Origin of the sequence: Glutamicibacter sp. BW80 (assembly GCF_002332385.1) — a bacterium.
Taxonomy (GTDB): Bacteria; Actinomycetota; Actinomycetes; order Actinomycetales; family Micrococcaceae; genus Glutamicibacter.
The window spans coordinates 59,524-85,198 of record NZ_NRGV01000015.1 but is presented as its reverse complement, the minus strand read 5'-3'; the positions used below and the strand labels follow the sequence as shown (position 1 = coordinate 85,198).

Sequence of the window (25,675 nt, the reverse complement as noted above, 5' to 3'; positions counted from 1 at the left end):
TTCTACGAATTTTTACGTGCCGTTCTCCCGATAGCTTCACGCGATGCGTAGGCTATGTGCATGGTTGAAAGTACCTCGCAGGAGATCATCACGCAGCTTCGAGCTGGTTACGCCTTCGACGGCGCAGGCTTGGAGCTTGGCGCTGCAATTGTCGCTGGAACGCCGGAGCCTGAGGCACAAGTTCGTGTTCCCTTAAGAATGCTGAACCGCCATGGCATCATTGCCGGCGCTACGGGCACAGGCAAGACCGTCACCCTGCAGGTGATGGCCGAGCAGCTCAGCGCTCAGGGCGTGCCGGTTTTCTTAGCCGATATCAAAGGCGACCTGGGCGGTCTGGCCCAGCAGGGAGAGCCCAGCGACAAACTCACCGCACGCCTTTCAGGTATTGGCCACGAGTTCACCGCACGAGCGAACCCGGTGGAATTCTTGACCCTTGGCGAGGGCACCGACGGGCTTTCGGTGCGTGCCACCATTGATTCTTTCGGCCCGATCCTGCTTGCACGCGTTTTGGAACTCAATGAGACGCAGGAGGAGTGCCTCCAGTTGGTTTTCCACTACGCCGACCAGCGTGAGCTGCCCTTGGACGATCTCAAGGATCTCAAAGCGGTCTTTAATTTCTTGCTCAGCGATGACGGCAAGCAGGACCTCGAAGGTCTCGGCGGAGTTCCCGCCGCAACGGCCGCAGTCATCTTGCGCGGACTGACCATCATGCAGTCACAGGGCCTGGATAAATTCTTCGGCCAGCCCGAATTCGATACCGATGACTTTCTGCGTTTCGACGAGGCCGGGAACGGCATCATCAGCTGCCTGGAACTGCCCTCGCTGAATCGCCAGCCGCTGCTGTTCTCCACCTTCATGATGTGGTTGCTTGCCGATCTCTTTGATGACTTGCCAGAAGCCGGCGATCTGGACAAGCCAAAGCTCGTCTTCTTCCTCGACGAGGCGCACCTGCTGTTCAAAGACGCTTCCAAGGCCTTCATCGATGCGATCATTTCGACCGTCCGCCTCATTCGATCCAAGGGTGTTGGCCTATTCTTTGTCACGCAATCGCCCGCGGATCTGCCCGACGAGGTCCTCGGACAGCTCGGCAACCGGATACAGCATGCCGTCCGCGTCTTCACGCCCAAGGACGGTGAAGCACTCAAGGCGATTATCAAGACTTTCCCTGCTGGTCCCCTGGACCTGCGCCAGGCTCTCACCCAAGCCGGTGTTGGCGAAGCTGTCATTACCGTGCTCAATGAACGCGGTGCGCCGACGCCGGTGGCTTGGACCAAGCTCACCTCGCCGGGCTCACGCATCGGTCCGCCGTCCCCGGAAACCCAGGCTTCGCTGATCCAGGCTTCTGAGCTGGCAGCAAAATACGCCACGGCGGTCGATAGGCGTTCGGCCATGGAGATGCTCAATGGCCAACCGGCGGCCGCAGAGTCGGCACCCCCGGCTGCGGCGCCAGGTTCCGGATCATCGGACGCGCAAGATGTCGATGCCGAAGCACGCCGGATCGCAGATTCAATTCTTGGCAAGCCCACTTCGGTACCGCCCAGTTCGCAGAGCCCGGCGGAACAGCCACCGGTTGAATCCACGCCGCCGTCTTCGTCACGTACAAAATCACCGTCGTCATCCTCCGCGCCCCCACAGCGCCCCAACGATTCTTCAAACAATCAAGTCAACCCGCTGATGGACTTCGCAATGGACGCGGCGAAAATGGTGGGGCGCGAAATGCTCCGCGGAATGTTCGGCACAAAACGCCGACGCCGCCGCCGTTGAGTTACAACCTCTGAACGGAAACCCGCTAGCCTGATTAATAATGAAATCTCGTATCTCCGTGCCGCGCCTCGCCCTGCGCTGGGCAACTGCGGCCATCATCATCGTTGCACTGGCGGTAACTAGCGCCCTCGTTGCCAACCGCACGCTGTTCTCAGCAGAGCACGCGGTCGAGTCGTTGCACAAGCATCTGCTTGCCGGTGAAGGCGCCGAGGCACTTGGCCTAATGGGAGCCCAAGTTCCCCAGGGCGACGCCGTGGCACTCGACGGTGAGGTGCTCAAACGCACCCAAGCGGGGATTACCGAATTCGACGCGCAGAAGGCCGATTCTTCCGAGAACGACCCGGATTTGCATACGGTCACCGCCAAGTACAAGGCCGACGGTGTCGAACAGGAATCCACCTATACCCTGCGCCGCACCGGCAAGTCCTGGCTGTTCTTCGACCAGTGGTCCTTTGAACCGGTGATGCTCCCTACGGTGCGGGTCAAGGCCAATACCGTCAACGAGGTCGCCGTCAATGATCAGAAGATCCCTCTGGTCAAGGGGGTGAGCACCCTGCCGGTGTTCTACCCCTCGATTACCGACGCGAGCTTCAGCACCAAGAACTTCGAGGCCGACACCCGTGGAGTCGTGGTGACCGGTCCTGCCAAGGAACCGGTGGAAATTTCCTTGAAGACGCAGCCGACCAAGGAATTTATTGCTCAGGTCAACTCCAAGGTACGCACCTACCTCAATGAATGCGCCGCGCAGCAGGTGCTGATGCCTTCGGGCTGCCCCTTCGCCTATCACACTCCCTCACGGGTGAACCCCGAGACCATCGAGTGGTCCATCGCGAAGTACCCGACCATTGAAGTCAATTACTACAATGGCGCGTGGGTGCTCAGCCCGTTGAAAGTGACCGCAAAATTGTCGTTGACCGAGCAGGATCTGCGTACCGGTACGCTGGAGAAGAAGACCGTGAATGAGCAGTTCTCCTTCACCGCCCAGCTGACCACCAGCACCTCCGAAGTCAGCGTGGTTCCGGTAGCAGGCACCGAGGAATAAGTCCGGATTAGCCTCGTCGTTTGCGAACCGGTACGAGTTCTCTGAACTGGGTGCGCAATGGCACCGCGTCGGGACGGAAGCGCTGCCAAACCAGCAGAGCGACGACGCTGACCAGCAGCGAAAGCACCGCGCCGAATGCCACTGCTGCGCGCACGCCCAGCAGCTCGGCGAGCCAACCCACCAGCGGGGCGCCTAGGGGCGTTCCGCCTTGCACCACCATCAGATAAAGCGCCAGAACTCTGGCCCGGTACTGTGGCGAGACGGAGGTCTGCACCATGGTGTTGCAGCTGTTGAGGAAGGTCAGCGCGCTCAACCCGACGAGGACCAGGCTCGCGGCGAAGAGCAGATAGTGCGGCATGAACGCCGAGAGCAATGCGGTCGCACCGAAGGCGATGCCGCCACCGATCACGAAACGCCAGCGTGGCCTCGAGCGACGTGCCGCCAGCAAGGCGCCGGCGAAGGTGCCGACCGCCATAATGCTGCCCAGGATTCCGTATTCTGCGGCGCCCACCCCGAACACTTCGGCGGCCATCATCGCGTTGGTCATCTGGAAGTTCAGCCCGAAGGTGCCAATGACAAAAGCCATGGCAAAGATCAGCAGCAGGTCCTTGCGGTTTTTAACGTAGTTGAATCCCTCACGCACCTGCCCCTTGGCGCGAGCCACGGGTTTGGACTGGCTCAGTTCGGAGACTTTCATGGTGCTCAGCGAGAACAGCACCGCCAAGAAAGACAAACCGTTGAGCAGGAAGGCCGGGCCGGTCCCGACCAAGGCGATCACCGCACCGGCAATGCCCGGTCCCGCGAGCCTGGCAAGGTTGAAGTTGGCGCTGTTCAACGCCACCGCGTTTGTCAGATGAGTGCCGGGCACAATCTCGGAGACGAATGCCTGACGGGCGGGGGCGTCAAAGGCCGATCCGATGCCTAGCAGGGTGGCAAGGACATAGACATGCCACAGCTGGACCGTTCCGGTGATGACCAAGGTGCCCAGCACCAGCGCGCAGAGGCCCATAAAGGTCTGGGTTGCGAGCAGGACCTTGCGTTTGTCATACCGATCGGCAACCAGGCCGGCGTAGGGGCCGAGGAGCAAGATGGGCAGGAACTGCAGGCCGGTGGTGATACCGGTGGCCACCCCGTCATGATCGGTCAGCTCGGTGAGCACCAGCCAGTCTTGGGCCACACGTTGCATCCAGGTGCCGATATTTGAAACGAGCGCACCGATAACCCATAAACGATAGTTCGGCACTTCCAGTGCCCGGAACATCTTATTTGCCACGAATTAATTAGCCGAACACCAGATGTTTCGACTCCTCCCGTCGGCATCCAGTCTAGCGACCGGGTACCGAAAAATTGGTGAGGTTTCCTCAATTTCCTGTCACTTAAATACTCGGGGCGCACCAAGCCATACTTGGTGCGCCCCGAGCTGAGTGCATGATTGCTAGTTCACGCCGCGCAGATCAAGCAATAATTCGTTATCGCCGCCGGCATCGAGTTCTACCGGGATGCCCCAATCCTGCTGGTACAGGTGGCACGCGGCATGATCTGGGATCTCGCCGCCGGGCTCGCCATCGCAGGCCGCTGCACGTGCGGTGATATGCAGGACGCCGTCGGCAATTTCAGGGTTCAGCACCAAGGTGCGCGTCAGCCCCACCGAGGTACCGGAACCTTCGAGGATCAGCTCTTCGGGGCTGGCCGAGATCTTCAGCTGTGTCGGGTCGCCCCAACGGTCATCGAGCTTCTGGCCCTTCGGCGCCGCGAAACGCACCAGGATCTCGTGGTTCCCGGACTGCACCTTGGTCTTGGGACGCTGGGTCTGGCTCGCGCCCTCGTCTACCACTAGCGCCTCGGCAGGAACCGGGATGCGGATCAGCTGGTGGGTGTTGGTCTCCACAACCAGCAGCACCGGGGCCCCGTCCACCGAATCGTCCAGCAACACGTCTGCAGGTTCCTTCAGCCCCTTGGCCAAAGTCGAAACCATACCGGTCACCGGGTCGAACCGGCGCACCGCACCATTGTAGGAGTCGGCCACCGCAATCGAACCATCTGGCAATGCGGTCACGCCCAGCGGGTGCTGCAGGCGAGCCTGCTCGGCTTCGCCATCGCGGAAACCGAAGTCGAAGAGTCCCGCGCCAATCGCGGTGTGCACCGCGACAGCGTTGCCCTGCGCGTCGATTTCCAACCGGCGCAGGGCGCTGGTCTCCGAGTCGGCGATCCACACATCGTCATTCGTGTCCAAGGTCAAACCCGAGGACTGGGCAAACCACGCTTCGAGCGGCTTGCCGTCGGACAGGCCTTCCAGGCCGCTGCCGGCGAAGACATCAACCGCGCTGGTGACCGGGTCGAAGGAGAAGATCTGGTGCGTGCCGGCCATCGCGATGATGACCTTGCCCGAGGGGTGGTAGAGCACGTCCCAGGGCGAGGACAGCGAGATGTTCAACGCGTCGGTGCCAAGCTCGGTAGGCTGCTGCTCTTGGCGGGCGTTCTCCGCGTCCAAGAGGCGCTGCACTCCATTGCCTGCAACGGTTCCGACCGCCCCGGTGCTCAAATTGACCGAGCGCAGCCGGTGGTTGACGGTATCGGCGACGATCACGTCGTAGCCGACCTTCGCGGCGAGTTCCGCCGGCAGTATGGTCAGGCCCTGCAGTTCGTTGAACTGTGCGGTATCCGCATCGCCATCGGCATAGCCTTTGACCCCGGCGCCGATGGTGCGCACCACGGTGCTCAGGTCATTGCCCAGCTCCACGAGGCGGTGGTGTCCGGAATCGCCGACCAGGAAGTTCCCGTTCTCCAAGGCGATTGCCTTGCCCGGAAAACGCAGATCCCCTTCGCGGGCCTCGGGCGCCACGTAGGGTCCGTCGCCGCGGTGCAGGGTTCCCTTGGCCTCATGCTCTGCCACGAGTTCGTCGACCAGAGAGCCCAGCCCCTGGGCATGGCCCTCCCCGGAAAGGTGCGCCACGATGTAGCCCTCGGGATCGAGCACCACCAGCGTCGGCCAGGCGCGAGCGCCGTAGGCCTGCCAGGTGACAAGCTCTGGATCGTCAAGCACCGGGTGGTGGATTTCGTAGCGTTCCACCGCGGCGGCGAGCGCCTCCGGGTCTGCCTCGTGCTCAAACTTTGGCGAGTGCACGCCTACGGTGACTAGGACATCGGAGTACTCCGCTTCCAACGGACGCAGCTCGTCCAGCACATGCAGGCAGTTGATGCAGCAGAAGGTCCAAAAATCCAGAAGGACAATCTTGCCGCGCAGGGCTTCGAGATTCAGTTGTTCTCCGCCGGTATTCAGCCAGTTGCGGCCCACCAGTTCGCTGGCCCTGACCTTGTAGTTTGCGCGTACCGAGTCGGAAGTTGCACTCATGATTGTCCTTTCAAGGCGACTTCACTATCTAGATGCGACAGTGAGATTTCAATTATCTGCCACTAGCCCTGCACCGCAGAACAGTATGAAGCGATGCTAAGCCGTTTAGAGCTGGGCGGTCGCGGTGTCCATGATGGTCTTGGCTACGTCGTTGAATTCTTGCTCGGCCAGCGAAGCGGTGGACATGAATGAAACCATCACCACATAGTCTCCCTTGCTCTGCAATAGCACCAGCGATTCGCGGGCGTTCGCGGAATCTCCGGTGCGTGTGTAGTACAACTGAGACTCAACCTCGGATATTCCGGGGCTGGAGAACTTCAGCGTCTCGGTGTATTCCGGTCCATTGAGTTTCACGCTCTCGCATTCGGTGCGGATCTCCAACACGGTGCGGTAGTGATCCTCCAGCTTCTCGCGATTCTTCACCTCGGCGACTTCGATGGATCCGGCAATGTTCTGCGCCTCATTGGTGAAGTCGGTGCGCGCAACCTCGGTGCCCAGCTGCGCCGGGGACCAGTTCAGCTCTTCGACCGGTTCCGAGCACTGCGCGGGCAGCACGACCACACCCTTCAGCGTGTCGGTCGGGGCGACCGCGAGGCCCTTGAGCTCTTCCGCGGTGATCTGACGTGAGTTCGGGAAACCCAGGGTCGCTGCCATCACCGCACCGGTGGAGGCAACCACCTGCGCCTTAGTCAGTTCGGCTTCCGCGGAGTCCGATGGTGCTGGATCCTTGGCGGATTCGCTCGGTTGCTCGGTGGCTTTTTGGTGCGTGAGGTCATCAGGCATTTCGGTGCCCGTTTCCTGAGCCGAGCAGGAGGAAAATAGCAGTGCCCCGGCCAGCATTCCGGCGGTCAGCTTCCATACCTTAGCGGCCACGATATTCTCCCTTTGCATCTTGCTGCTTCATCTTCGCAAACATCTCGTTGTAGGCTGCCAGTTCGGCATCTCCGTCACGGTCAGCCTGGCGGTCATATCGCTTGGTGTCCTTCTTGTCTTGGCGCAGCCAGGAAACCACCACGAGCATGGCCAAAACTAAGGTTGGCACCTCTCCAATGGCCCACATCGCCCCGGCGCCCACCACTTGATCCTCCATCGCGGTGCCACCCCAGGTACGCCCCATATTGCCGTACCAATCCGGAGCCAGCAGGTTTTCGTTGCCCATCAGCGCCACTCCGAAGAAGGCATGGAAGGCGACGGTGGCTAGGAGCACGATCAGTCGCATCGGGTACGGGTAGCGCTTGGGGATCGGGTCCGCGTCGACCAGCGACAGCGCGAAGATATAGCCGGTGAGCAGGAAATGCACGTTCATCAGTTCGTGCCCCGCGTGGTACCTCATCGCGATTTCCAGGATCGGGGTGAAGTAGAAAACGACAATCGAACCGGCGAACATCACCGCGGCGAAGATCGGATGGGTGACCACAGCCGAATACTTCGAGTGCACCGCCCACAAGATCCATTCGCGGGGTCCACGCGTTCCATCGGTTCGTGAACCAAGCACCTGCAGGGCCAGGGTGATCGGGGTTCCGAGCACCAGGAAGATCGGCGCGATCATGGTCAGCGACATGTGGTCGACCATATGGACCGAGAACTGCACCTTGCCATAGACGGCCAGCGCACCACTGGTGATGTAGAACAGCACCACCAAGCCGATGATCCAGCTGAACAGCCGCGGGAAGCTTGGCTTATCTCCGCGGCGACGCAGGATGATAAACGCCCAGAGGTAGAAGGCCAGCAGGAAGAAGCACACCGCAACCCACAGCCAATCCAGGCGCCAGACGGTGAACCAGCTGGCAGTGGTCGGCGGCGCTGGAAGTTCATAGCCGGTCAGCAGCCGTGCGGGGGTGGCCTCCACCGGGGGCTGGTCATCGGTGGGCGGAGCGGTCCGTGCCAGCACCGTAGCCAGCGACATCGTGGCGCCCATCAGGATGAATTCGGCCAGCACCACACGCCAAGCCGCATTGAGTGCCGTGAGTTTCCCGGCCAGCAGTTGCGGAATGACGTTTCGGCGGTGCATGAAGCCTAGGAAACCAAGTGCCAGAGTCAAGCCCACCTTGGCGATCACCACGAGCCCGTAGCTCGAAAGCCATTGGTCCGGCTCGGTGATGCGGATCGTTGCAGAGGCCAGACCGGATCCCGCCATCAAGACAATGGCGACCGTTGCCAAGGCGGAGAAACGCCTGAGCACCAGCCCGGCAAGCACCGGACGGGTTTCGAAGCGTCCGGGGGCGGCAGAAGTCAGCGTCGGCGACAGCAAGGCCAGCACCACGATGCCACCGAACCAGATGACCACAGCAAGCAGGTGCAGGGCAATGGAATTCACCGCGCCGTAGTGGTCATCTCCGCCGGCGGCGTGGCCGATAAATGCCATGGGGACAATGCCGAAGAGCGAGAACACCGCGGCCAGCCCCACCCCGGTGTGCGAACGAATTGCCAGGGCCAGGGAACTGGTGATCGCCGCGATGACGATCATCCAAGCCCAGGCCCGGCCGGTGGCCAACTGCAGAATGTAGTCAAGAATTGCTGCGGTATAGCTCGCGTCGAGGTTCATCGGCACACCGGCAAGGTCCCAGAAGGTCAGCAGCAGCACGGTAGCGGCCGCGAGGGTCCACACCACACCAGCGCCGGCGGCAATGTTCATCGCGCGGTTGAAAGCCGGATGGCTCTGGCCCACTTCTACTCGCCCGTCTTCGACGCTGGGGCGCCGGACCTTAGTGCTGCGGGGAAGTATGACCGCGGCAAAGATGAGCGCGGCGATGGTGATTGCCATGGAGCTGTGGTGGATCGCTCGGGAGATGGGCAACGCCCAACGCACGAAGGCCCCGGGGTCTGCGAGCTCGCTGGGAGTGGCGATTCCGGTGAATAGCGCCGCACCGAGGAAGACCAGCGCCATAACCGGGATTGCCGGTAGCAGATATCGCGATATGGAGGGTTGCTGCGGTGCCGACCTGGTCGCCGGTGGCTTTGGAGTTTGAGTGGCCATAACCTCTCCATCATCTCACTTGCATTTACCCGGCTTTGAATCGGGTAGTGGTTTTGGGCCGGTGAGGCGGTGCATCTCACACCGCCTCCCCGCTTGGTAGTGCTCCTACTGCTCAATTTGGGAGAATAGGCCTTCCCCCAAATATTTGCCTTCCGCGACCCCGGGGAGGATTGCGTACAACGCCGAGCCCACGTGGGTAATCCATTCATTGAGCGCATCGACTTGCGCCAGGCGGCGTTGGACCGGCACAAAACTGCGCCTCGGGTCGCGCTGGTACGAAGCGAATAACAACCCCGAGCTCTGAGTCTCGTGGTAGTTATAGCCGCGGCGCCACAGTACCTCATCAGCCGTTTCCGGTTTCGCTCTGGCCACGTGGGCATGAGCCGCAACAGCAGGCAGCCCCATGCCGTCGACCGCTTGCAGATCCACCGGATCCGTTGGCTTCGTCCCGGATAGCGGAGAGCCGTCGCTTTGCCGTCGCCCCAGAGCGAAGTCGCGACCGGCCCGATCCACCTCGTCCCACTTGTCCAGATTCATTTCGATCCGGCGAAGCACCAAGGTGGTGCCGCCGGCGATCCAGCTCGGCTCCTGGGCATCGCCAAACACCGCTAATTCGCGCGCCTCCCCGGTGGGATTGTTGATCCCGTCGAGTTGTCCGAACAGGTTTCGGAATCCCTGGCCTTGGCGTAAGGGGTGAGCCGCGTGCATGAAACCGCTTTGGGCAAAGGCGGGTTCGGTAATTCCACGTAGATTCTTACGCAGTGCACGTACCGCATGGTGCAGCACGGTCGGATCTTGAGCACAGCATTGAATGAGCAGATCGCTCTGGCCGTAGCGCGCGTCGAGTTTCTCTCCCGCGAAGGCCGGAAGCTTTCCCAAGACCGCGGAGTCATGCCCGAGAACTTCCAAGATGCTTTGGCCGATTCCCACCGTCACGGTCAAATCGGTTGCCGCATGCGACATTTCCGGTTCGGTATCCGCAAGCACTCCCCTACCTGACATCAGCCGCTGGGCGTCCGCGGTCAGCATTTTGAGGATCGAACGAATCCGTTCGATCCGCTCGGAGCGGTCCAGCCCGTCAAGGTGCATGTTGAATCCGAGGAATTCCGCATGAGCCTGCGGTTCCGTGAGGATACCCGCTTGATATTTACCGTGGAAAGGTTGGAATCGCGGGTTGTGCGCAGCGTCGGTTGCCTTTGGCTCGGCACCACCGTTCTCGGCGGCGGTAGCGCGCCCAGCGCCGAAGCCCGCAAAGACGCCGCCAATGGCTGCGGCGGCCGAACCACCGAGTACTACGCGCCTAGTCGGTTGGACATTAGCCGCTCCCATCTAGTGGCCCTCGTGTTCAGCATGCTCTTCGGACGACCCGTGGTAGCTTTCGTTGGCGCCGCTGAAGTTGCGTATCGGGAACTGCACTTCAGCGCTGGAGCCATCGCTGAAGTTCAGTTCCAGCGTGGAGGTTTGCGAGGCAATCAGCTCGGTCTTCAAATCCATGTACATGAAGTGCGTGCCGCCGGGAGCCAAAACCACTTCTTCGGCTGGCTTGATGAGCAATGCACCTTCGTGCTGCGCCATCCGCGCTTCGGCGCCTTGGCCCTGCGTGTCATGGATTTCTATCACCGTGCCGTGAGTTTTATCGGTGACAGACTCCAGTTCCAGCGTTGAGTCGCCTTCGTTGCGCAATTCGCCGAACGCGGCGCTCATGCCATGCTCGGCGGCTTTAGCCCAGGTCTCATTCGTTCGCAGATTTTCTGCCTGGGTGTCCGGCACCTGCTCGGTAGAGCTTTGTGGTGCTGTGCTCGCGGGTTCTTGAGCGCAACCGGTCAGCAGTAACGTGGTGGCCGCGGCAAGAGCGGCGGTGAGCTTGAAATACTTCATTGGTGTGTCAGCTTTCGCTAGCTCGCAAGGCTTGATCCAGCAGGGTCGGCGAATCGGGCGCGCAAATGCGCGCGATCGGTCAGCCGGTATTACTCTGGCTCACCTCGCCTTGCGAAGATCTCATAAAGGTGGATGCTGTTGCGCGTGGGGCGCTGCGGCCTACTTATTCTGGCGAGTGAATTTCACCAGTACCGCAATGGCAGCACCGAGGATCACCACACCAAGCACGACCCAAATAATCGGGTTCACCTGTGAGCCGAGTTCCTGAATCGGCTCAGGCTGCTGGTCTGCGGGTTCCGATTCCACCGGCGCGTTGTTTGCTGAGGCGCTAGCGGTCTCGCTGGCTTCCGCTGCCACGTCTACGGTGAAGGAGATGCTGTCCTCGATTGGATGTCCGTCAGAGGAGGCGACACGGTAGGTCAACGTGTACGCTCCCGAGCTCAGATTCGTCTCTGGTACCACTGTGACGTTGGTGCCCTCGGTCGTAGCTTCGCTGGCGATCTTTGTCCCGTCCTCGGAGCTCAAGGCCACCACGCTGGTTTCCGCTCCAGCAAGCTGCTGCAATACTCCGGAGAATTCCAAGTCGATTTCTTCCGGTGATTCGGTCACTGTCGAACCGCTGGCAGGATCCGAGGAGATCAATTGGTCGTGGGCCGAAGCGGCGCTAATGCTGCTGAACACGGCAAAGAATGCCACGAGCATGGCGGCCGAAAGTCGCACGAGGTGCGTGCGGGATGACTGCTGGCTTGTAAGGTTTTTCAAGATTTTTCCTTCCAATGATCGGTGCACCTCGGTGCACGATCGAAGCGTATTGATTCGTTTAGGCGAAGAGGGTCAACACGTTGGAAGGTGGCCCGCGTCGGGCGGGAAGCCGGAGCAGGACAGAGATTTGGTTCAGTACCGGTTCGATGAATGTCGCTGGTGCCTGCGGAAATTCTGGAACGAGCCTTCGGGCGCGGGCCAGAATGTGGCGCACCGTGCTCAACGTCAGCAGGCCACCAATGATCGCCAAGAGCTGTTCGCCGGTATGCAATACGACAATGCTGGTCACCGCCGCCAAGATGTGGGCGTAGAGCATCGAATCGGACTGCACGGCACCGTACTGTGATGCGATATTTCCTGTCAGCTCAGCACCGTGATGGTGCCCGGCATGTTGTTGAGTCATCGGCAATGCGGCCGGCGCATGGTGAGTCATGACGGACAGAGCCAGGTGATAGAGCCCTTGGCTGAGCAGCACTACGATGCTGGTAGCTGGCAAACTGAATTTCTTGCCAAGCATGGAGGTAGCGATGACCGCCGAGACGCAGGTAATCAAAACCATCACCACGAGCGAGGCTCGCGTTGGCGCACTGTGTGCGTGCGCAGCGAATGCCGTCCAGGTGCACAGGCTCGCAGCTAGCCAACCGCGCATTACGCGAGTGGCGCCGAAGTCCTTGAGCACGAAGAGCTACCGTTCAGTTGGAGTATTTGACCCTGCAGATCGATTCTACGCTAGGTAGAACAATGTCCCAAAGGGGTTGGTGTCATTCACCGTTAAAGAATGCGAGGACCCGATTCTTTGAAGAGAATCGGGCCCTCGGCAAAAGTCTGGGGACTTACTTCTTGGAGACAGCAGCCTTCAGCTTCGAACCAGCGGTCAGCTTGACCGAGTGGCCAGCTGGGATCTGGATAGCGTCACCGGTCTGTGGGTTACGCCCGGTGCGAGCTGCACGATCGGTGCGCTCCACGGCCAACCAACCTGGGATCGAAACCTTCTCACCCTGGGAGATCTGGTCAACGAAAACTTCGAACAGCGCATCCAGCACACCGTTGACGGCTACCTGGGAGTTTTCGGTCTTAGCTGCAACAGCGGCAACAAGTTCGCTACGGTTCATAGCCAATGTGTGGTCCTCCTGGACTAGTGATCCGCCGCCCCAATCCGGGGGCCGGATGCCGCACGCTCGCACGGGCTTACTTGAGAGAACTTACCAGCAATTACCGACAGTAGGCGCACAGATCCGCGGTTTTTGCCGATATTCGGTGAAGTTACATGGTGTGAAAGTTCACTGAAGCTCAAATTTTGAATGGATCCATCCCTCCATTCGCTTCAATAAAGATCTTCCAAACGGGGTCCATAAGCCGCTTCTGTCGAGTGACTTTTGCCGGTCTGGCCAGCGAAGATTCGCCTTTTGAGAGGAACCGCGGACCAAGATAGATCCCCCGGGGACTTGCGGGTATCCCGGGGTTTAGCGCCGCTTCCACGAGGGATACCGAACCTTCATGTTTGCCCTGCGCGAAACTGGCCTGCATTTGGTCCCGGACCCGCTTGAAATAGGGCGGTTCGTTGATTCCAGGCACAGGGAGGGTCAATCCCGAAATGGAATATCCGGGGTGTACCGCGATGGCGCGCGACGGCCACGAAAGCTGTTTCAGGCGGTGGTCCATGGCTAGAGTGAATGCTTGAACCGCCGCCTTGGATTGGGCGTAGGCCCGATAGGCGTGGTAGCCGTGATCCAGCGCTAAGTTATTTGGGTCTGTTTTCAGCAACAGCGTAGACACCGATCCGAGGCCGATCAAACGCATCGGCCGGCTGCGGAAATTTTCGGCGAGCTCCCCTACTAGTCGGGCGTGTCCCAAGAAGTTTGTGCTCATCGTTGACTCGTATCCCAGGCTGCCGGCCACCCGGGTTGCCGGGGTGCGAATCATCCCGGCATTGGCGACTAAGATATCTAGCTCCCGATGACGCAAAATGCTTCCAAGTGCCGTTGCAGATTCTAGGGATGAGGCTTCGAAGGGAAGATACTCTAATTTCGCGTGGGGTACACGACGTTGGATCTCTTTCATGGCCACCTCGGCCTTCGCTTCATTACGACAGGCGAGCACCACATGGGCGCCGCTTTCTGCCAGTGCGAGGCTGGTGAAGAATCCAAGGCCGGAATTGGCGCCGGTTACGACGGCGGCTTTCCCTGCTCCGAGGCCAGCCCAACGGGCTCGATTGGCGTACACGTCATGGTGCGGCGTTCCATAGCCTAAGCGGTCCAGGGTTCCGGCACGGGCTTCAATGCTCATGGCTCAACGCTACTATGCCTTGCCCTGCAGATCGCGGTGCCAGCAGCCCAGCCTACCGTGCCCTGTTGCCGGTCTGTGCTGGGGATGCCACCATGGAAGGGTGAGCAGCAAACCGGAGAAATCGGGACAGCACGCAGCGTTGAATGCCGCCCGCTATCAAATGGCCGCCGCCTCCGATGTGCCGGTTCCGGTAGACGAGTATGCCGAGAAAACGGGCAAGCCAAGTGTCACCGGACCGGCGCGTACACCCCTGCAATATTATGCCCAAGATGAAGCATGGGAAGTTGCAAATAGCGCCTTGGATGAGGCTTTCGCTCGCGGAGAGTTCGATAACCTACCCTTGGCTGGCAAGAATATTGACCACATCACGGCCACTACCGATCCAGACTGGAGGTTAAAATCTATGATGCATCGAGAGCAGCTCTCCGGTCTCGGTCCGCCGGCCTTGACCTTGCGTGTTGAAGACGAACAACTACACCAGACCCTAGATAGCCTGCCCACTACCGCCGCGGTACGCGAACACCTCGCCGATTTTAATCAGCGCATAGTCGACGCTCGCCGCCAGTTACTCGGCGGTCCACCGGTGGTCACCAAACTGCGCGATATCCAGGCCGAGGTGCAGGCCTGGACAGCACGCCGAACCGTCCAGAATGTTGAACCGAGGCAGCAAACGGCTACGCCGAGGCGTTGGTGGTCGCGTCGCAAGTAGCTGGCGGATTAAAAGACGAATGCCGCCTCACACCCTTGCGGGATTGAGGCGGCATTCGCGCTAGAAAGCTAAAGCCGTAAGACTTTGTGGCTTACCAGGAAGACTTGGTGATGCCCGGAAGCTCACCACGGTGTGCCATGTCGCGGAAGCGAACACGGGAGATACCGAACTTCTGGAAGGTACCACGCGGACGGCCGTCGATGGAGTCGCGGTTGCGGACGCGGATCGGCGAAGCATCGCGTGGAAGCTTCTGCAGACCAACGCGTGCAGCCTCGCGGGCTTCATCGGTTGCGTTCGGGTCAACCAAGGTCTTCTTCAGTTCGAGGCGCTTCTCAGCGTAACGCTCGACGATGACCTTGCGCTGTTCGTTCTTTGCGATTTTGGACTTCTTGGCCATGTCTTAGCGCTCCTCTCGGAATTCAACGTGCTTACGGACAACTGGGTCGTACTTCTTCAGAACCATGCGGTCTGGATCGTTACGACGGTTCTTGCGGGTCACGTAAGTGAATCCGGTACCGGCGGTCGACTTCAGCTTGATGATAGGACGTACGTCCTTATCCTTCTTTGCCATATTAGAGCTTCACACCCTTCGCAAGCATGTCGGCAACAACAGCGTCGATGCCACGAACGTCAATGAGCTTGATGCCCTTAACTGAAAGGGTCAAGGTCACGTTGCGGCGCAGGGACGGAACCCAGTAGCGCTTCTTCTGGATGTTCGGATCGAAACGACGCTTGTTGCGACGGTGCGAGTGGGAGATGCTATGTCCGAAGCCCGGGGTAGTACCGGTTACCTGGCAAACAGCTGCCATGATCACTCCTTAGTTAGTTAGTAGTAAAATTCGGCGGTTCTCGCGCGCAGTGTCTTTACCGAAATAACGACACCACTTAGTGCGTTATGAGCCCCGCCAACCAGTGAAACACCGTTAATACTGCACACTAGGAAGGTAACCAGGCTGGGTGAGAACCAACCGAAGAGCCTTAAAGTATGTAAGTCGGTGAACTTTGCAACCGGTTGAGCAATTTCCCCGTACTCAGATGGTCGCAATATTCGGTATTACGGGCTACGCGTACCCGCTGCTCCACCGAAATGGCGGCACAACGAAACACGCGATTAACGCGCTATAAGAATATCTGGGATTGCTCAGGGAGCCAAATCGGAGGTGGAATCCTCTAAGACCCAGTGATCCGCGTCCAAAACCTTCACAACCTTGCGCGAAATCCTCGCAAGATCCTTAACGTCCTTGTCATCCAAGGTTTCGAGGAGAAGTGCGCGGACGGTGGCGACGTGATGCGGCGCCATCTTGACCACCGCGTCCCAACCTTCCTTGGTTAATGAGGCGATCTTCACACGTGCGTCTCCGGCAGATTGAGCACGCACCACCCATCCGCGCTTCTCCAGCTTCTTCACCACATGGGACAAGCGCGACAGTGAAGCGCTGGTGCGGGCGGCAAGATCGGTCATGGTCAGTTCACGGTCTGGCGTCTCGGAGAGCATCGCCAGCATATGGTAATCGAAGAGAGTGATCCCTTCGAGGCCTTGAAGGTCTGAATCTAATGCGGCGGGCAGCAATGACATCATTGTGTTCAGCCCCAGCCAGGCCTTTCGCTCTTGAGCAGAAAGCCAGACGACCTGTTCACCCATGTATTTTCACACCATTCCTCTACCGCACGCGCAGTAAGTCGCTACCACATTGTGGGAATATTCTAATCGGTTGAATCCTACCCTGTCCCCTGCCGGATACCGAGGCCAGCTCTGCTCCGGCAATACGGCAGGTCAGTGGCAGCGAGGTGCCAGACTTCGTCCGCTGCGCCACGATGCTCACGAAGGTCTAGCCCAGCGAACGCCGCAAGACCTTGGGGCCTCAATGCTTCAGACCGCTGTTCGAGAACTAATCGGAGAATAGCACCGAGTGCCGCAGCACAATCCGTTGCCAGCGGTCTGCCTGGTGGTTCTCGCAGATCCAGTCCCAATTGTTTGCCCTAACCGGCAAAGCCCGCCAGTTCCTCAACGCGAAGGAACTGGCGGGTGTTATGGCATTCTTATGCCGCGCTAAACCTGCGCTAGACGTTTCCGCTTTCGATAGGCCATCACCTGTCCAATGACTACTACCAGCAACGCGGTGATGAACATTGCCGAACCGATGACGTTAGCCTGGGCCGGAATGCCACGCGTTGCCGCAACATAAATGAACTTCGGGAAGGTCTGGAACGTTCCGGAGTTGAAGTTCGTGATGATGAAATCGTCAAAACTCATCGCGAAGGACAGCAGCGCTGCCGCAACGATGCCGGGCACCAACAACGGGAAGGTGACCTTCAAGAAGGCGGCCCGTGGGGTGGAGTACAGGTCAGCTGCTGCTTCTTCCAGACGCGGATCCAGCGAAGAGACTCGCGCCCGAACAGTCACGATCACAAAGGACATGCAGAACACCGAATGTGCGATCACGATCGTGGTGTATCCCAACTCCCACCCCAGGTTCAGGAACTGTGCCAGGAGCGAAGCGCCGAGAACAACTTCCGGGGTTGCCAGGGGAAGAATGATCAGCACGTCGGTCAGCTTGCGGAAACGGAACTTGTAGCGCACCAGGCCGATGGCAATGCAGGTACCCAGCGCGGTGGACACGAGCGTGGCAACCACGCCGATCTGCAAGGAATTGACCAAGGATTCGCAAACGGCCGGCGCACCGCAGGGGTTCTGCCAGTTGTCCAGGGTAAATCCGCGCCATTCAAGGTTCGTACGTCCCGCATCATTGAATGAGAAGACGAAGATGTACGCGATCGGAACCAGCAGGTAGATGAAAGCCAGTCCAGCAATGGCGGGAATGATCCAGCGCCCTATTTTTTGTTTCATCATTGCCTCCTACATCAATTCCTTGGTTCCGAAACGCCGGATATAGATCGTGACCAGCACCAAGATCGAGAGCATCAGCACGAAGCTCAGCGCCGCGGCTCCCGGATAGTCGATGACCCGGAAGAATCGTGAATCGATGACTTGTCCGATCATCGTGGTGTTTCGGTTGTTGCCCAGCAGCGCGGCATTCACGTAGTCGCCGGCCGCCGGGATGAAGGTCAAGAGCGTGCCGGCGAACACACCCGGCGCGGACAACGGCAGCGTCACCCGAAAGAACGAGGTCATCGGCCCGGCATAAAGATCCCCGGAGGCTTCCAACAGTCTCGTATCCAAACGGCCGAGGTTCGCATAGATCGGAAGCACCATGAAGGGCAGGAAGTTATAGGTCAAACCGGCCACCACGGCAAATGGGGTGGCGGTCAGGTGCGCTTCCGCGGGCAGGATCGCAAGGAATTTCAATGTTTGCGCCACGAAACCTTCATCGGCCAGGATTTGTTTCCACGCCTGGGTACGCAGAATGAAGCTGGAGAAGAACGGCGCAATCAGCAAGACCAGCAAGATGCCTTGAAGCAAGCCATGCTGGCGCAAGCGCACGGCGACGAGGTAGGCCATCGGATAGCCGATCAGCAGTGCCAGCACCGTGGCAATGAGCGCGAAACCGAAGGAGCGCAATAAGTCGGGCCAGTATGCCTCGAGCACGGTCGCATAATTTCGGAATTCAAGTGCCGGGACGAACTCGCCGATGCCGGCGCCTTCCGGTCTCGCGTACAGCGACATCGACAGCAGCACCATGACCGGAACTGCGAAGAACAATAGAAGCAGCAGCATACCGGGCACAACCAGGTACACCCCGGTTCGTCCCTTGCGGCGTTCGGCCTTGATCTCGTCCCGGCTGCGCAGGTCCGAGATCTTTCCTTTCTTGGTCATCACCGTATTGCTCATGTTTTATCAACTCCGGCATTGACAAGTTCATCGCCGGCCAGGCCGAAGGAGTGCGCGCTATCCCAGCTGAGATACACGGTGTTCCCTACTTCCGCCGCTTGTTGTCCACGGTTTTGCGCGAAAGTTCCGATTCGTCCAATGCCAGCCACGTCAATGAGATACTCGGTGGTGGTTCCGGTGAACGACACATCGATAACCTCACCGCTGAGCTCGTTGTACCCCGTCGCCTCGGTGGGTGCTTCATGGTTCAAGTGCAGCTTCTCCGGGCGCACTCCGACAACGATCTCTCCCTCGTGTTGCACGGCCCGGTCCACGGCAACGAGTATCTTGTGCCCGGAGGCCGCAACTTCCAGCAGTCCGTCTCGTTCCCCGGTAACCGTTCCGCGCATAAGGTTCGATTTTCCCAGGAAGTTTGCCACAAAGGCTGTTTTAGGAAGTTCGTATAGATCGCGCGGCGCCCCCATCTGTTCGATTCGCCCTTCGTTCATCACCGCGACGACATCCGCCATGGTCATGGCCTCTTCCTGGTCGTGTGTCACGTGGATGAAGGTCAGGCCGACTTCGGTTTGAATGGATTTGAGTTCCATCTGCATTTGCCGGCGCAGCTTCATATCGAGGGCACCGAGCGGCTCGTCAAGCAGCAACACCTGTGGACGGTTCACCAGTGCCCGGGCCAGGGCGACGCGCTGTTGCTGTCCGCCGGATAGCTGCTCGGGGCGGCGGTTTGCAAGGTGCGCTAGTTCCACCATGTCGAGTCCGGCCCGGGCCTTCTCCATGGCTTGCTTGTCTTTTTTGCGCTTCAGCCCGAAAGCCACGTTCTCCAGCACCGTCATGTGCGGGAAGAGCGCATAGGACTGGAAGACCGTGTTGACTTCGCGTTGGTGGCTCGGCAGCGCGGTGACGTCCTTGCCACCGATTGAAATTTCGCCTTCACTTGGCGCTTCCAACCCAGCGATCATGCGCAGGGTGGTTGACTTGCCGCAGCCGGAAGGCCCGAGCAAGGCGAAAAATGTTCCGGAGGGAACCGTGAGGTCCAGGTCTTTGACCGCAATAAATTCCGCGAAGCGTTTGGTGATGCCTTTAAGGTGCAGGTCCGCGCCCTCGCTGCGCGGCAGTTCCACCTGCTTGATCGATGGTTCTGCGGTGTTGGTATTCATCACGTTCTATACCCCAATTACTTCTTGGAACTGGTTTTGGAAGTCGTTTTCTTCTTCGACCGACAGTTCGCGTTCCGTGCTTGCTTTGTTCAGGAATTCTTCGGTTGGGAATATCAGCGGATCGTTGACCAGATCCGGGTCGATTCTTTCCATTTCTTCTTGCGCGCCAACCACCGGGCACAAATAGTTGACGTAGGCGGCGACCTCCGCCGCGACATCTGGCTGGTAATAGAAATCCATCAGCTTTTCAGCATTTTTCTTATGCGTTGCACCGATGGGAACCGTGAAATTATCCGACCAGATCAATCCACCGCGCTCGGGCATGATGAACTCCCACTTGTTGCCCTCCTCATAGTTCAACTGCGTAATATCGCCGGAGTAGGCGATCCCGGCCAAGGCATCGCCTGAGATCAGGTCCTGCTTATAGGAGTTGCCCTTAACCTGGCGGATCTGTCCGTTTTGGATATTCTTCTCCACGATTTCGATCGCGCCGGAGAATTCTTCCTGGCCCCATTGGCCCGTAATATCGATACCCTGGTCAAGGAGCAGAAGCGGGATGGTATCGCGCATCTCGTCGAGTAGCGTCACTCGGCCCTTGAGCTCAGGAGCCCATAGGTCTGCAACGTTGCGCAGCCCCTTGGGGAACTCTTCCTTATTCCATACCAGGCCGGTGTAACCGGACTGCCAGGTCAGCGACTTGGTGCGTCCCGGGTCGAAGCGGACATCTTTCAGGCTGGGAAGCAGATTCTTCAGGTTCGGAATATTCGCGTGATCAAGATCCTGAACGTATCCCAGCCTGATCACCCGTTCGGTCATCCAGTCGGTGAGCACCATCAGGTCTTGGCCGATATCTTGCCCGGAGGCCAGCTGCGACTGCACCTTGCCGTAGTAGGAATCATTCGAGTCGATGTCTTCGACGTAGCGCACATCCAAACCGCTGGACTTCTTAAACTGTTCCAGCGTTGGATAGTGCTTGGCCTTGTCGTCGTAGTCAAGGTACAGGGTCCAGTTTGCCCATCGAACGAGTTGTTCGGTATCCGAAATATCTATTCCCGGGGTTAATGCCTGTGCCGGACCGCTGCTGGCCCCTTTGGTTCCGCAGGCGCTGAGCAGTCCAGCGAGCGCAAGGGATGCCGCCCCGGCAAGAACCCCCCGCCGGCTGGCTTGCGCCTGCCCGATGGCTTGGGCAAGTCGGCCTCGTTGCTCATTGATGGCGCGTTGGCGTGACATATACGTACCCCTAGGCTCCAATCGCGCTTTGGAATTCACTGCCGAGGGTGTTTTCCTCATCAGCACTCAACGAACGGAAGACATGTGCATGGCTCAGGTCTTCGTCTGTCGGGAAGATCAGCGGGTTGTCCACCAGGCTCGGATCGATCTTTTCCATTTCTTCCTTGGCGCCGACAACCGGGCAGATGAAGTTCACATAGGCTGCCACTTCCGCGGCAACTTTCGGGTCGTAGTAGAAGTTCATGAGCTCTTCGGCATTGCTCTTTCGCGGTGAAGCGATGGGAACCATCAAGTTATCGCTCCACAGGGCTCCGCCTGCTTCCGGGATGACGAATTCCCATTGGTCGTCGTTTTCGAAGTTCATCTGCACGATGTCCCCGGACCAGACAACGCCTGCCACCGCGTCACCGGAGATGAAGTCCTCCTTGTAGGAGTTGCCTTTAACCTGTCGGATCTGGCCGTTGCCGATATTCTTGCGCAGATCATCCAGGGCCGCCCCGAATTCCGCTTCACCCCACGAACCGGTGATGTCAACGCCATTCTCCAACATCAGCAGGCCCATGGTGTCGCGCATTTCGTCGAGCACGGTGATGCGGCCCTTGAGCGCAGGATCCCAAAGATCCGAGACGCTCTTCAGGCCCTTCGGGAACTTCTTCTTGTTCCACGCGATTCCGGCGTAGCCGGTCTGCCAGGTCAGCGAATTCTTTCGTCCTGGGTCGAAGTCGACATTTTGGAGATTCGGCAGCAAATTGGCCATGTTCGGGATGTTCGCATGATCCAACTCTTGGGTGTATCCCTGGCGGATGATGCGCCCCGCCATCCAGTCGGTGAGCGTAATCAGATCCTGTCCAATATCCTGGCCGGCATTGAGCTGGCCTTGCACCTTGCCGTAATAGGTGTCGTTGCCGTCGATGTCTTCGACGTAATTGACGCTGATTCCGGTCTGCTTCGTGAACTGGTCAAGGGTGGGGTAGGTCTTCTCCTTGTCGTCGTAGTCCAGGTACAAGGTCCAGTTGGCCCAATTGACCGTGGGGTCGGTTTCCGAAATGTCTTTGACGGTAGCCGCTGGCCCGTAGCCGCCACCGCCCGTTCCTCCGGTTCCGCAAGCTGCCAGCAAGCCGGTAAGCCCCAGTGCGCCGGCTGCCCCCCAGCACGCCGCGTCGAGACATCGATCGCTGGCTCATCGCTTGCACGAGAGCTCGGATCTTTGGATCTTCAGGAAGTTGTCCTCGCGAGTGAGACATGGATCCGTCCTAACTTGAATTGTCCGAATTATTGGGTGGCTGTGATGTGCCACACAACATATCAATGACGTTCATAATGTCAGTTCTTCGCTGGCGAAACAAGGGTCGGACGCAAGAATCCTTGTTAATTTCGTGTTTCCAATGCTGGAAACAATCAAAATTTCCCCCTTTCGCAACTGGATCAGTAGCTGTAGGGTCGGTGCTATACCCAAAACGCTGGAAGCTTTTGGGTGGCGAATACGCATCGAAAGACCTGGGAGGTCGATACCGAATGACCATGCCACCGAATGGCCACGCGTCGGCGGTAATCGATGAGATTTCCAAGGAAATCATCGAACAGCTGCAAGAAGACGGCCGTCGATCCTACGCGGCGATAGGCAAAGCTGTGGGTCTGAGCGAAGCTGCAGTACGTCAACGCGTGCAGAAATTGGTGGACAGTCGAGCCATGCAAATTGTGGCGGTAACCAACCCATTGGAGCTGGGCTTCACCCGTCAAGCAATGATCGGAATTACCGCGTCAAGCGACATCAACGGGACCGCGGACCGCATCGCAGCGGTTCAAGAAGTGGACTACTGCGTGGTGACCGCAGGAAGCGCCGACATCCTGGCCGAAGTCATTTGTTCCAGCGATGAAGACCTCCTGCGCGTGATCAGCAAGATCCGCGGCACCGAAGGCGTCGTCAGCACGAATACGTACACGTACCTTTCTTTGAAAAAACAGGAATACAACTGGGGAACACGATGAGTACAACTCCACGCGGTACCGATCGCCAGCAGGCAGCTCGCGATCATCTTTGGATGCATATGGCCCGCCACTCAGGCCTTCACAATGGTGGCAATGTGCCAATTATTTCCCGCGGCGAGGGGCACAAGATCTATGACGGTCAGGGCAAGGAATACATTGACGGACTCTCGGGCCTGTTTGTCGTCAACGCCGGACACGGGCGCGCCGAGCTTGCGCAGGCGGCCGCCAAACAGGCCGAAAAGTTGGCTTTCATGCCGCTTTGGTCCTACGCGCACGAGCCCGCAATCGACCTGGCCGAGCGGTTAGCACACTATGCACCGGGAGACCTGAACAGGGTCTTTTTCACTACCGGTGGCGGCGAAGCGGTGGAATCGGCTTTTAAGCTTGCCAAGCAACATTTCAAGATGAAGGGCCTGCCAGGAAAAACCAAGGTCATTTCACGCGCCTTGGCCTACCACGGCACTCCGCAAGGTGCGTTGGCGATTACTTCCTTGCCGGATATGAAGACACCCTTCGAGCCGCTGGTTCCGGGAACCTTCAGGGTTCCGAATACCAACTTCTATCGAGCACCGGAAATGTTTGCGGACAATGAAAAGGACTTCGGGCTGTGGGCGGCGGAAAGAATCCGCGAGGCTATCGAGTTCGAGGGCCCCGACACCGTCGCGGCGGTTTTCCTGGAACCGGTGCAGAACTCCGGCGGTTGTTTCCCACCGCCTCCGGGGTACTTCGATCGCGTACGCGAAATCTGCGACGAGCACGATGTGCTACTCGTTTCAGACGAAACCATCTGCGCTTTCGGCCGCATCGGTTCGATGTTCGCTTGCAATGACTTCGGCTACGTCCCGGATATCATCACCTCGGCGAAGGCGCTCACCAGCGGCTACGCGCCCCTGGGCGTCATGGTGGTTTCGGACAAGCTCTTCGAGCCATTCACCAAGGGCGACACCACGTTCTATCACGGCTACACCTTTGGCGGCCACCCTGTGGCGGCAGCCGTAGCCATGGCAAACCTCGACATTTTCGAGCGCGAGGGACTCAACCAGAACGTCAAGAACAATGCCGAGAACTTCAAGTCGACCCTGGACAAACTCAAGGACTTGGATATCGTCGGCGACGTTCGCGGTGCCGGGTACTTCTACGGGATCGAACTGGTCAAGGACAAGAGCACCAAGGAGACCTTCAACGACGAAGAATCCGAACGGCTGCTCCGCCAGTACCTCTCCCCTGCGTTATGGGAGGCCGGGTTGTACTGCCGCGCCGATGACCGAGGAGACCCAGTCATCCAGCTTGCGCCCCCGCTAACCATCGCGCAACCGGAATTCGATGAAATCGAATCGATCTTGCGGGCGGTGCTCTCTGAGGCCGCCAACAAGATCTAGTCGATACCAAGGTAACCGGTTCCAACCCGGATATAGCGATCGGTTCCGTCACGGAGCCGGTCGCTATATTTATCTGGGAGTCGGTTTTATCGGTGCGCCGCAGCCCGCGCCGCAGCCAGCCGATTGAGCGCCAGCGCGCCGACCAGCAGTCCGAAGTCGCGCAAGGCAACATCAAAGTACCCGGGCAGGATCAGCAAGTTCACGATGATCCCCAGTAGCCAGAGGCTCACCACGAGAGAACCCAGTTTGGGCCGCAGAGCCACCAAGAGGCCGGCGGCAATTTCCACGATGCCGACGGCGTACATGAACTGTTGGGCCGACACCGGAATGATGTCGGTGGCCAACGGTGCGAGGTAAACCGTCCAGTCGGTGAGCAAGTTGAAGAACTTGTCCAAGCCGAACAAGATCGGGGCCACTGTAAAGATTGTGCGCAGCAGCAAAAACGCCTGATGCTCCAATGTGCGCGAGCGGACCTCCGCTGCGCTCATAGCTGTCGAAGCCATGTCCACCCCTCCTTTCTAAAAGCAGTTAATCTGATTTTAGAACTCCGCACACTCTAAGTCAACAAAAACCAATTTTAGATTTACACTTAACTTATGCAGTTCTTTCCCCGTAAACGTTCGGTCCAGGCGGTCTCCGCACTAGCCGATCCGCTCCGCGCGAGAATCTACGAATATCTCTCCCGCGCCGCGGAGCCGGCCAGCCGCGATGCGGTAGCGCAGGCGCTGGGACTGCCACGAAATACGGTGTCATTTCAGCTTGAACGGCTGGTCAAGGAAGGCCTGCTGAGCTACGAGTTTCGCAAGCTGCGCGAAAACACCGGCCCCGGCTCGGGACGTCCCGCGAAACTGTATTCCCCGGTCGCCCAGGAGATCGAGGCGAGCGTCCCGCACCGCGAATACACCCTGGCCGCCCAAATCATGGCAAAAGCCATCGAACGGGCGACACAGGAACAACGGCCGGTCAATGAATTACTCGCCGAAGTATCGCGCGAAACCGGACGGAGCATTGCGGCCTCCAAAGACTCCCTGCAACAGATCCTGGCAAATGGCGGTTACCTGCCACAGACGGATGCCGCAGGTTCAATTCACCTCACCGATTGCCCATTCCACCAGCTTTCGGCGCAACACCGGGACACCGTATGCCTGATGAACCGAGAGCTGTTAGGGGCGGTCGTCGAATCCGGCGACGCCCTCTACCGAGCCTGTCCTGTCACACCGGAAACCGGGCATTGCTGTGTACGTTTTGATCCGCTGACCTAGCGAGCGGCAAGGCCAGGGCCAGGCCTTGCAGTATTTTCGCTTCATGCTCCGTGGTGCCCGCTGAGCCGCAGCCATCGGTGTTGTTCGGCTTCTCCATC

At 59.0% G+C, this 25,675-nt stretch carries 26 protein-coding genes; 6 read left to right on the top strand and 20 right to left on the bottom strand.

Annotated elements, in window-relative coordinates; translation table 11 throughout:
- Positions 1–60 precede the first annotated feature (60 nt).
- Positions 61–1,764, top strand: coding sequence for a helicase HerA-like domain-containing protein (locus CIK76_RS02805; RefSeq protein ID WP_096283280.1), 1,704 nt, complete (start codon positions 61–63; stop codon positions 1,762–1,764).
- 40 nt (positions 1,765–1,804) lie between these two features.
- The gene (locus CIK76_RS02800) at positions 1,805–2,806 is read left to right on the top strand and encodes a hypothetical protein (RefSeq protein WP_096283279.1); all 1,002 of its coding nucleotides are present in this window, start codon (positions 1,805–1,807) and stop codon (positions 2,804–2,806) included.
- A gap of 7 nt (positions 2,807–2,813) precedes the next feature.
- Here CIK76_RS02800 and CIK76_RS02795 read toward each other — a convergent pair whose 3' ends face one another.
- The 10 genes from CIK76_RS02795 to CIK76_RS02750 form a co-directional block, all read right to left on the bottom strand.
- A complete protein-coding gene (locus CIK76_RS02795; protein ID WP_096283534.1) occupies positions 2,814–4,067 on the bottom strand; it encodes an MFS transporter in 1,254 nt (417 codons plus the stop codon).
- A 174-nt stretch (positions 4,068–4,241) separates the two neighbouring features.
- Positions 4,242–6,158 (bottom strand): NHL domain-containing thioredoxin family protein, encoded by a 1,917-nt coding sequence (locus CIK76_RS02790; RefSeq protein ID WP_096283278.1) that lies wholly within the window; start codon positions 6,156–6,158, stop codon positions 4,242–4,244.
- A 105-nt stretch (positions 6,159–6,263) separates the two neighbouring features.
- The gene (locus CIK76_RS02785) at positions 6,264–7,031 is read right to left on the bottom strand and encodes a hypothetical protein (RefSeq protein WP_096283277.1); all 768 of its coding nucleotides are present in this window, start codon (positions 7,029–7,031) and stop codon (positions 6,264–6,266) included.
- Entirely contained in the window at positions 7,021–9,135 is a 2,115-nt protein-coding gene (locus tag CIK76_RS02780; protein ID WP_096283276.1) for a cytochrome c oxidase assembly protein, read from the bottom strand. The genes CIK76_RS02785 and CIK76_RS02780 overlap by 11 nt, the downstream gene beginning before the upstream one ends.
- A gap of 105 nt (positions 9,136–9,240) precedes the next feature.
- Entirely contained in the window at positions 9,241–10,464 is a 1,224-nt protein-coding gene (locus CIK76_RS02775; protein WP_096283275.1) for a Dyp-type peroxidase, read from the bottom strand.
- Complete coding sequence (locus tag CIK76_RS02770; protein ID WP_096283274.1) at positions 10,465–11,013, bottom strand: copper chaperone PCu(A)C; 549 nt, start codon at positions 11,011–11,013, stop codon at positions 10,465–10,467.
- 159 nt (positions 11,014–11,172) lie between these two features.
- Positions 11,173–11,775 carry a copper resistance protein CopC gene (locus CIK76_RS02765; protein WP_096283273.1) on the bottom strand — a complete coding sequence of 201 codons (603 nt, stop codon included), beginning with the start codon at positions 11,773–11,775 and terminating at the stop codon, positions 11,173–11,175.
- A 58-nt stretch (positions 11,776–11,833) separates the two neighbouring features.
- The gene (locus CIK76_RS02760; protein WP_096283272.1) at positions 11,834–12,424 is read right to left on the bottom strand and encodes a hypothetical protein; all 591 of its coding nucleotides are present in this window, start codon (positions 12,422–12,424) and stop codon (positions 11,834–11,836) included.
- Between the two features lie 184 nt (positions 12,425–12,608).
- Entirely contained in the window at positions 12,609–12,893 is a 285-nt protein-coding gene (locus tag CIK76_RS02755) for an HU family DNA-binding protein (protein ID WP_096283271.1), read from the bottom strand.
- A 172-nt stretch (positions 12,894–13,065) separates the two neighbouring features.
- Positions 13,066–14,061, bottom strand: a complete 996-nt coding sequence (locus CIK76_RS02750; RefSeq protein WP_096283270.1) for an SDR family NAD(P)-dependent oxidoreductase — start codon at positions 14,059–14,061, stop codon at positions 13,066–13,068.
- 100 nt (positions 14,062–14,161) lie between these two features.
- Here CIK76_RS02750 and CIK76_RS02745 point away from each other — a divergent pair, with 100 nt between their 5' ends.
- Positions 14,162–14,770: a DUF1992 domain-containing protein gene (locus CIK76_RS02745; protein WP_176484063.1), complete on the top strand. Its 609-nt coding sequence runs from the start codon at positions 14,162–14,164 to the stop codon at positions 14,768–14,770.
- 91 nt (positions 14,771–14,861) lie between these two features.
- Here CIK76_RS02745 and rpsN read toward each other — a convergent pair whose 3' ends face one another.
- From rpsN to CIK76_RS02700, 9 genes are all read right to left on the bottom strand, one after another.
- Complete coding sequence (rpsN, locus tag CIK76_RS02740; RefSeq protein WP_060702423.1) at positions 14,862–15,167, bottom strand: 30S ribosomal protein S14; 306 nt, start codon at positions 15,165–15,167, stop codon at positions 14,862–14,864.
- A 3-nt stretch (positions 15,168–15,170) separates the two neighbouring features.
- Positions 15,171–15,341: a 50S ribosomal protein L33 gene (gene rpmG, locus CIK76_RS02735; protein ID WP_022874359.1), complete on the bottom strand. Its 171-nt coding sequence runs from the start codon at positions 15,339–15,341 to the stop codon at positions 15,171–15,173.
- A gap of 1 nt (position 15,342) precedes the next feature.
- Positions 15,343–15,579, bottom strand: a complete 237-nt coding sequence (gene rpmB, locus CIK76_RS02730) for a 50S ribosomal protein L28 (protein WP_096283268.1) — start codon at positions 15,577–15,579, stop codon at positions 15,343–15,345.
- 332 nt (positions 15,580–15,911) lie between these two features.
- The gene (locus CIK76_RS02725) at positions 15,912–16,412 is read right to left on the bottom strand and encodes a MarR family transcriptional regulator (RefSeq protein WP_096283267.1); all 501 of its coding nucleotides are present in this window, start codon (positions 16,410–16,412) and stop codon (positions 15,912–15,914) included.
- A 408-nt stretch (positions 16,413–16,820) separates the two neighbouring features.
- Positions 16,821–17,618: an ABC transporter permease gene (locus CIK76_RS02720; RefSeq protein ID WP_096283532.1), complete on the bottom strand. Its 798-nt coding sequence runs from the start codon at positions 17,616–17,618 to the stop codon at positions 16,821–16,823.
- Positions 17,619–17,627: 9 nt separating this feature from the next.
- Positions 17,628–18,560 carry an ABC transporter permease gene (locus CIK76_RS02715; protein ID WP_217990332.1) on the bottom strand — a complete coding sequence of 311 codons (933 nt, stop codon included), beginning with the start codon at positions 18,558–18,560 and terminating at the stop codon, positions 17,628–17,630.
- On the bottom strand, positions 18,557–19,717 hold the full coding sequence (locus tag CIK76_RS02710) for an ABC transporter ATP-binding protein (RefSeq protein ID WP_096283266.1): 1,161 nt from the start codon (positions 19,715–19,717) through the stop codon (positions 18,557–18,559). The genes CIK76_RS02715 and CIK76_RS02710 overlap by 4 nt, the downstream gene beginning before the upstream one ends.
- 6 nt (positions 19,718–19,723) lie before the next feature.
- On the bottom strand, positions 19,724–20,947 hold the full coding sequence (locus CIK76_RS02705) for a spermidine/putrescine ABC transporter substrate-binding protein (RefSeq protein WP_096283265.1): 1,224 nt from the start codon (positions 20,945–20,947) through the stop codon (positions 19,724–19,726).
- Positions 20,948–20,957: 10 nt separating this feature from the next.
- Complete coding sequence (locus tag CIK76_RS02700; protein WP_343252103.1) at positions 20,958–22,064, bottom strand: spermidine/putrescine ABC transporter substrate-binding protein; 1,107 nt, start codon at positions 22,062–22,064, stop codon at positions 20,958–20,960.
- Between the two features lie 398 nt (positions 22,065–22,462).
- On the opposite strand from CIK76_RS02700, the gene CIK76_RS02695 reads away from it, so the two are divergent.
- The gene (locus CIK76_RS02695; protein ID WP_096283264.1) at positions 22,463–22,936 is read left to right on the top strand and encodes an Lrp/AsnC family transcriptional regulator; all 474 of its coding nucleotides are present in this window, start codon (positions 22,463–22,465) and stop codon (positions 22,934–22,936) included.
- Positions 22,933–24,315 (top strand): aspartate aminotransferase family protein, encoded by a 1,383-nt coding sequence (locus CIK76_RS02690; protein ID WP_096283263.1) that lies wholly within the window; start codon positions 22,933–22,935, stop codon positions 24,313–24,315. Before CIK76_RS02695 ends, CIK76_RS02690 begins: the two co-directional genes overlap by 4 nt.
- Positions 24,316–24,401: 86 nt before the next feature.
- Here CIK76_RS02690 and CIK76_RS02685 read toward each other — a convergent pair whose 3' ends face one another.
- Positions 24,402–24,818, bottom strand: a complete 417-nt coding sequence (locus CIK76_RS02685; protein WP_096283262.1) for a hypothetical protein — start codon at positions 24,816–24,818, stop codon at positions 24,402–24,404.
- A gap of 93 nt (positions 24,819–24,911) precedes the next feature.
- Here CIK76_RS02685 and CIK76_RS02680 point away from each other — a divergent pair, with 93 nt between their 5' ends.
- On the top strand, positions 24,912–25,577 hold the full coding sequence (locus CIK76_RS02680; protein WP_096283261.1) for a helix-turn-helix domain-containing protein: 666 nt from the start codon (positions 24,912–24,914) through the stop codon (positions 25,575–25,577).
- The last annotated feature ends 98 nt before the right edge of the window (positions 25,578–25,675 follow it).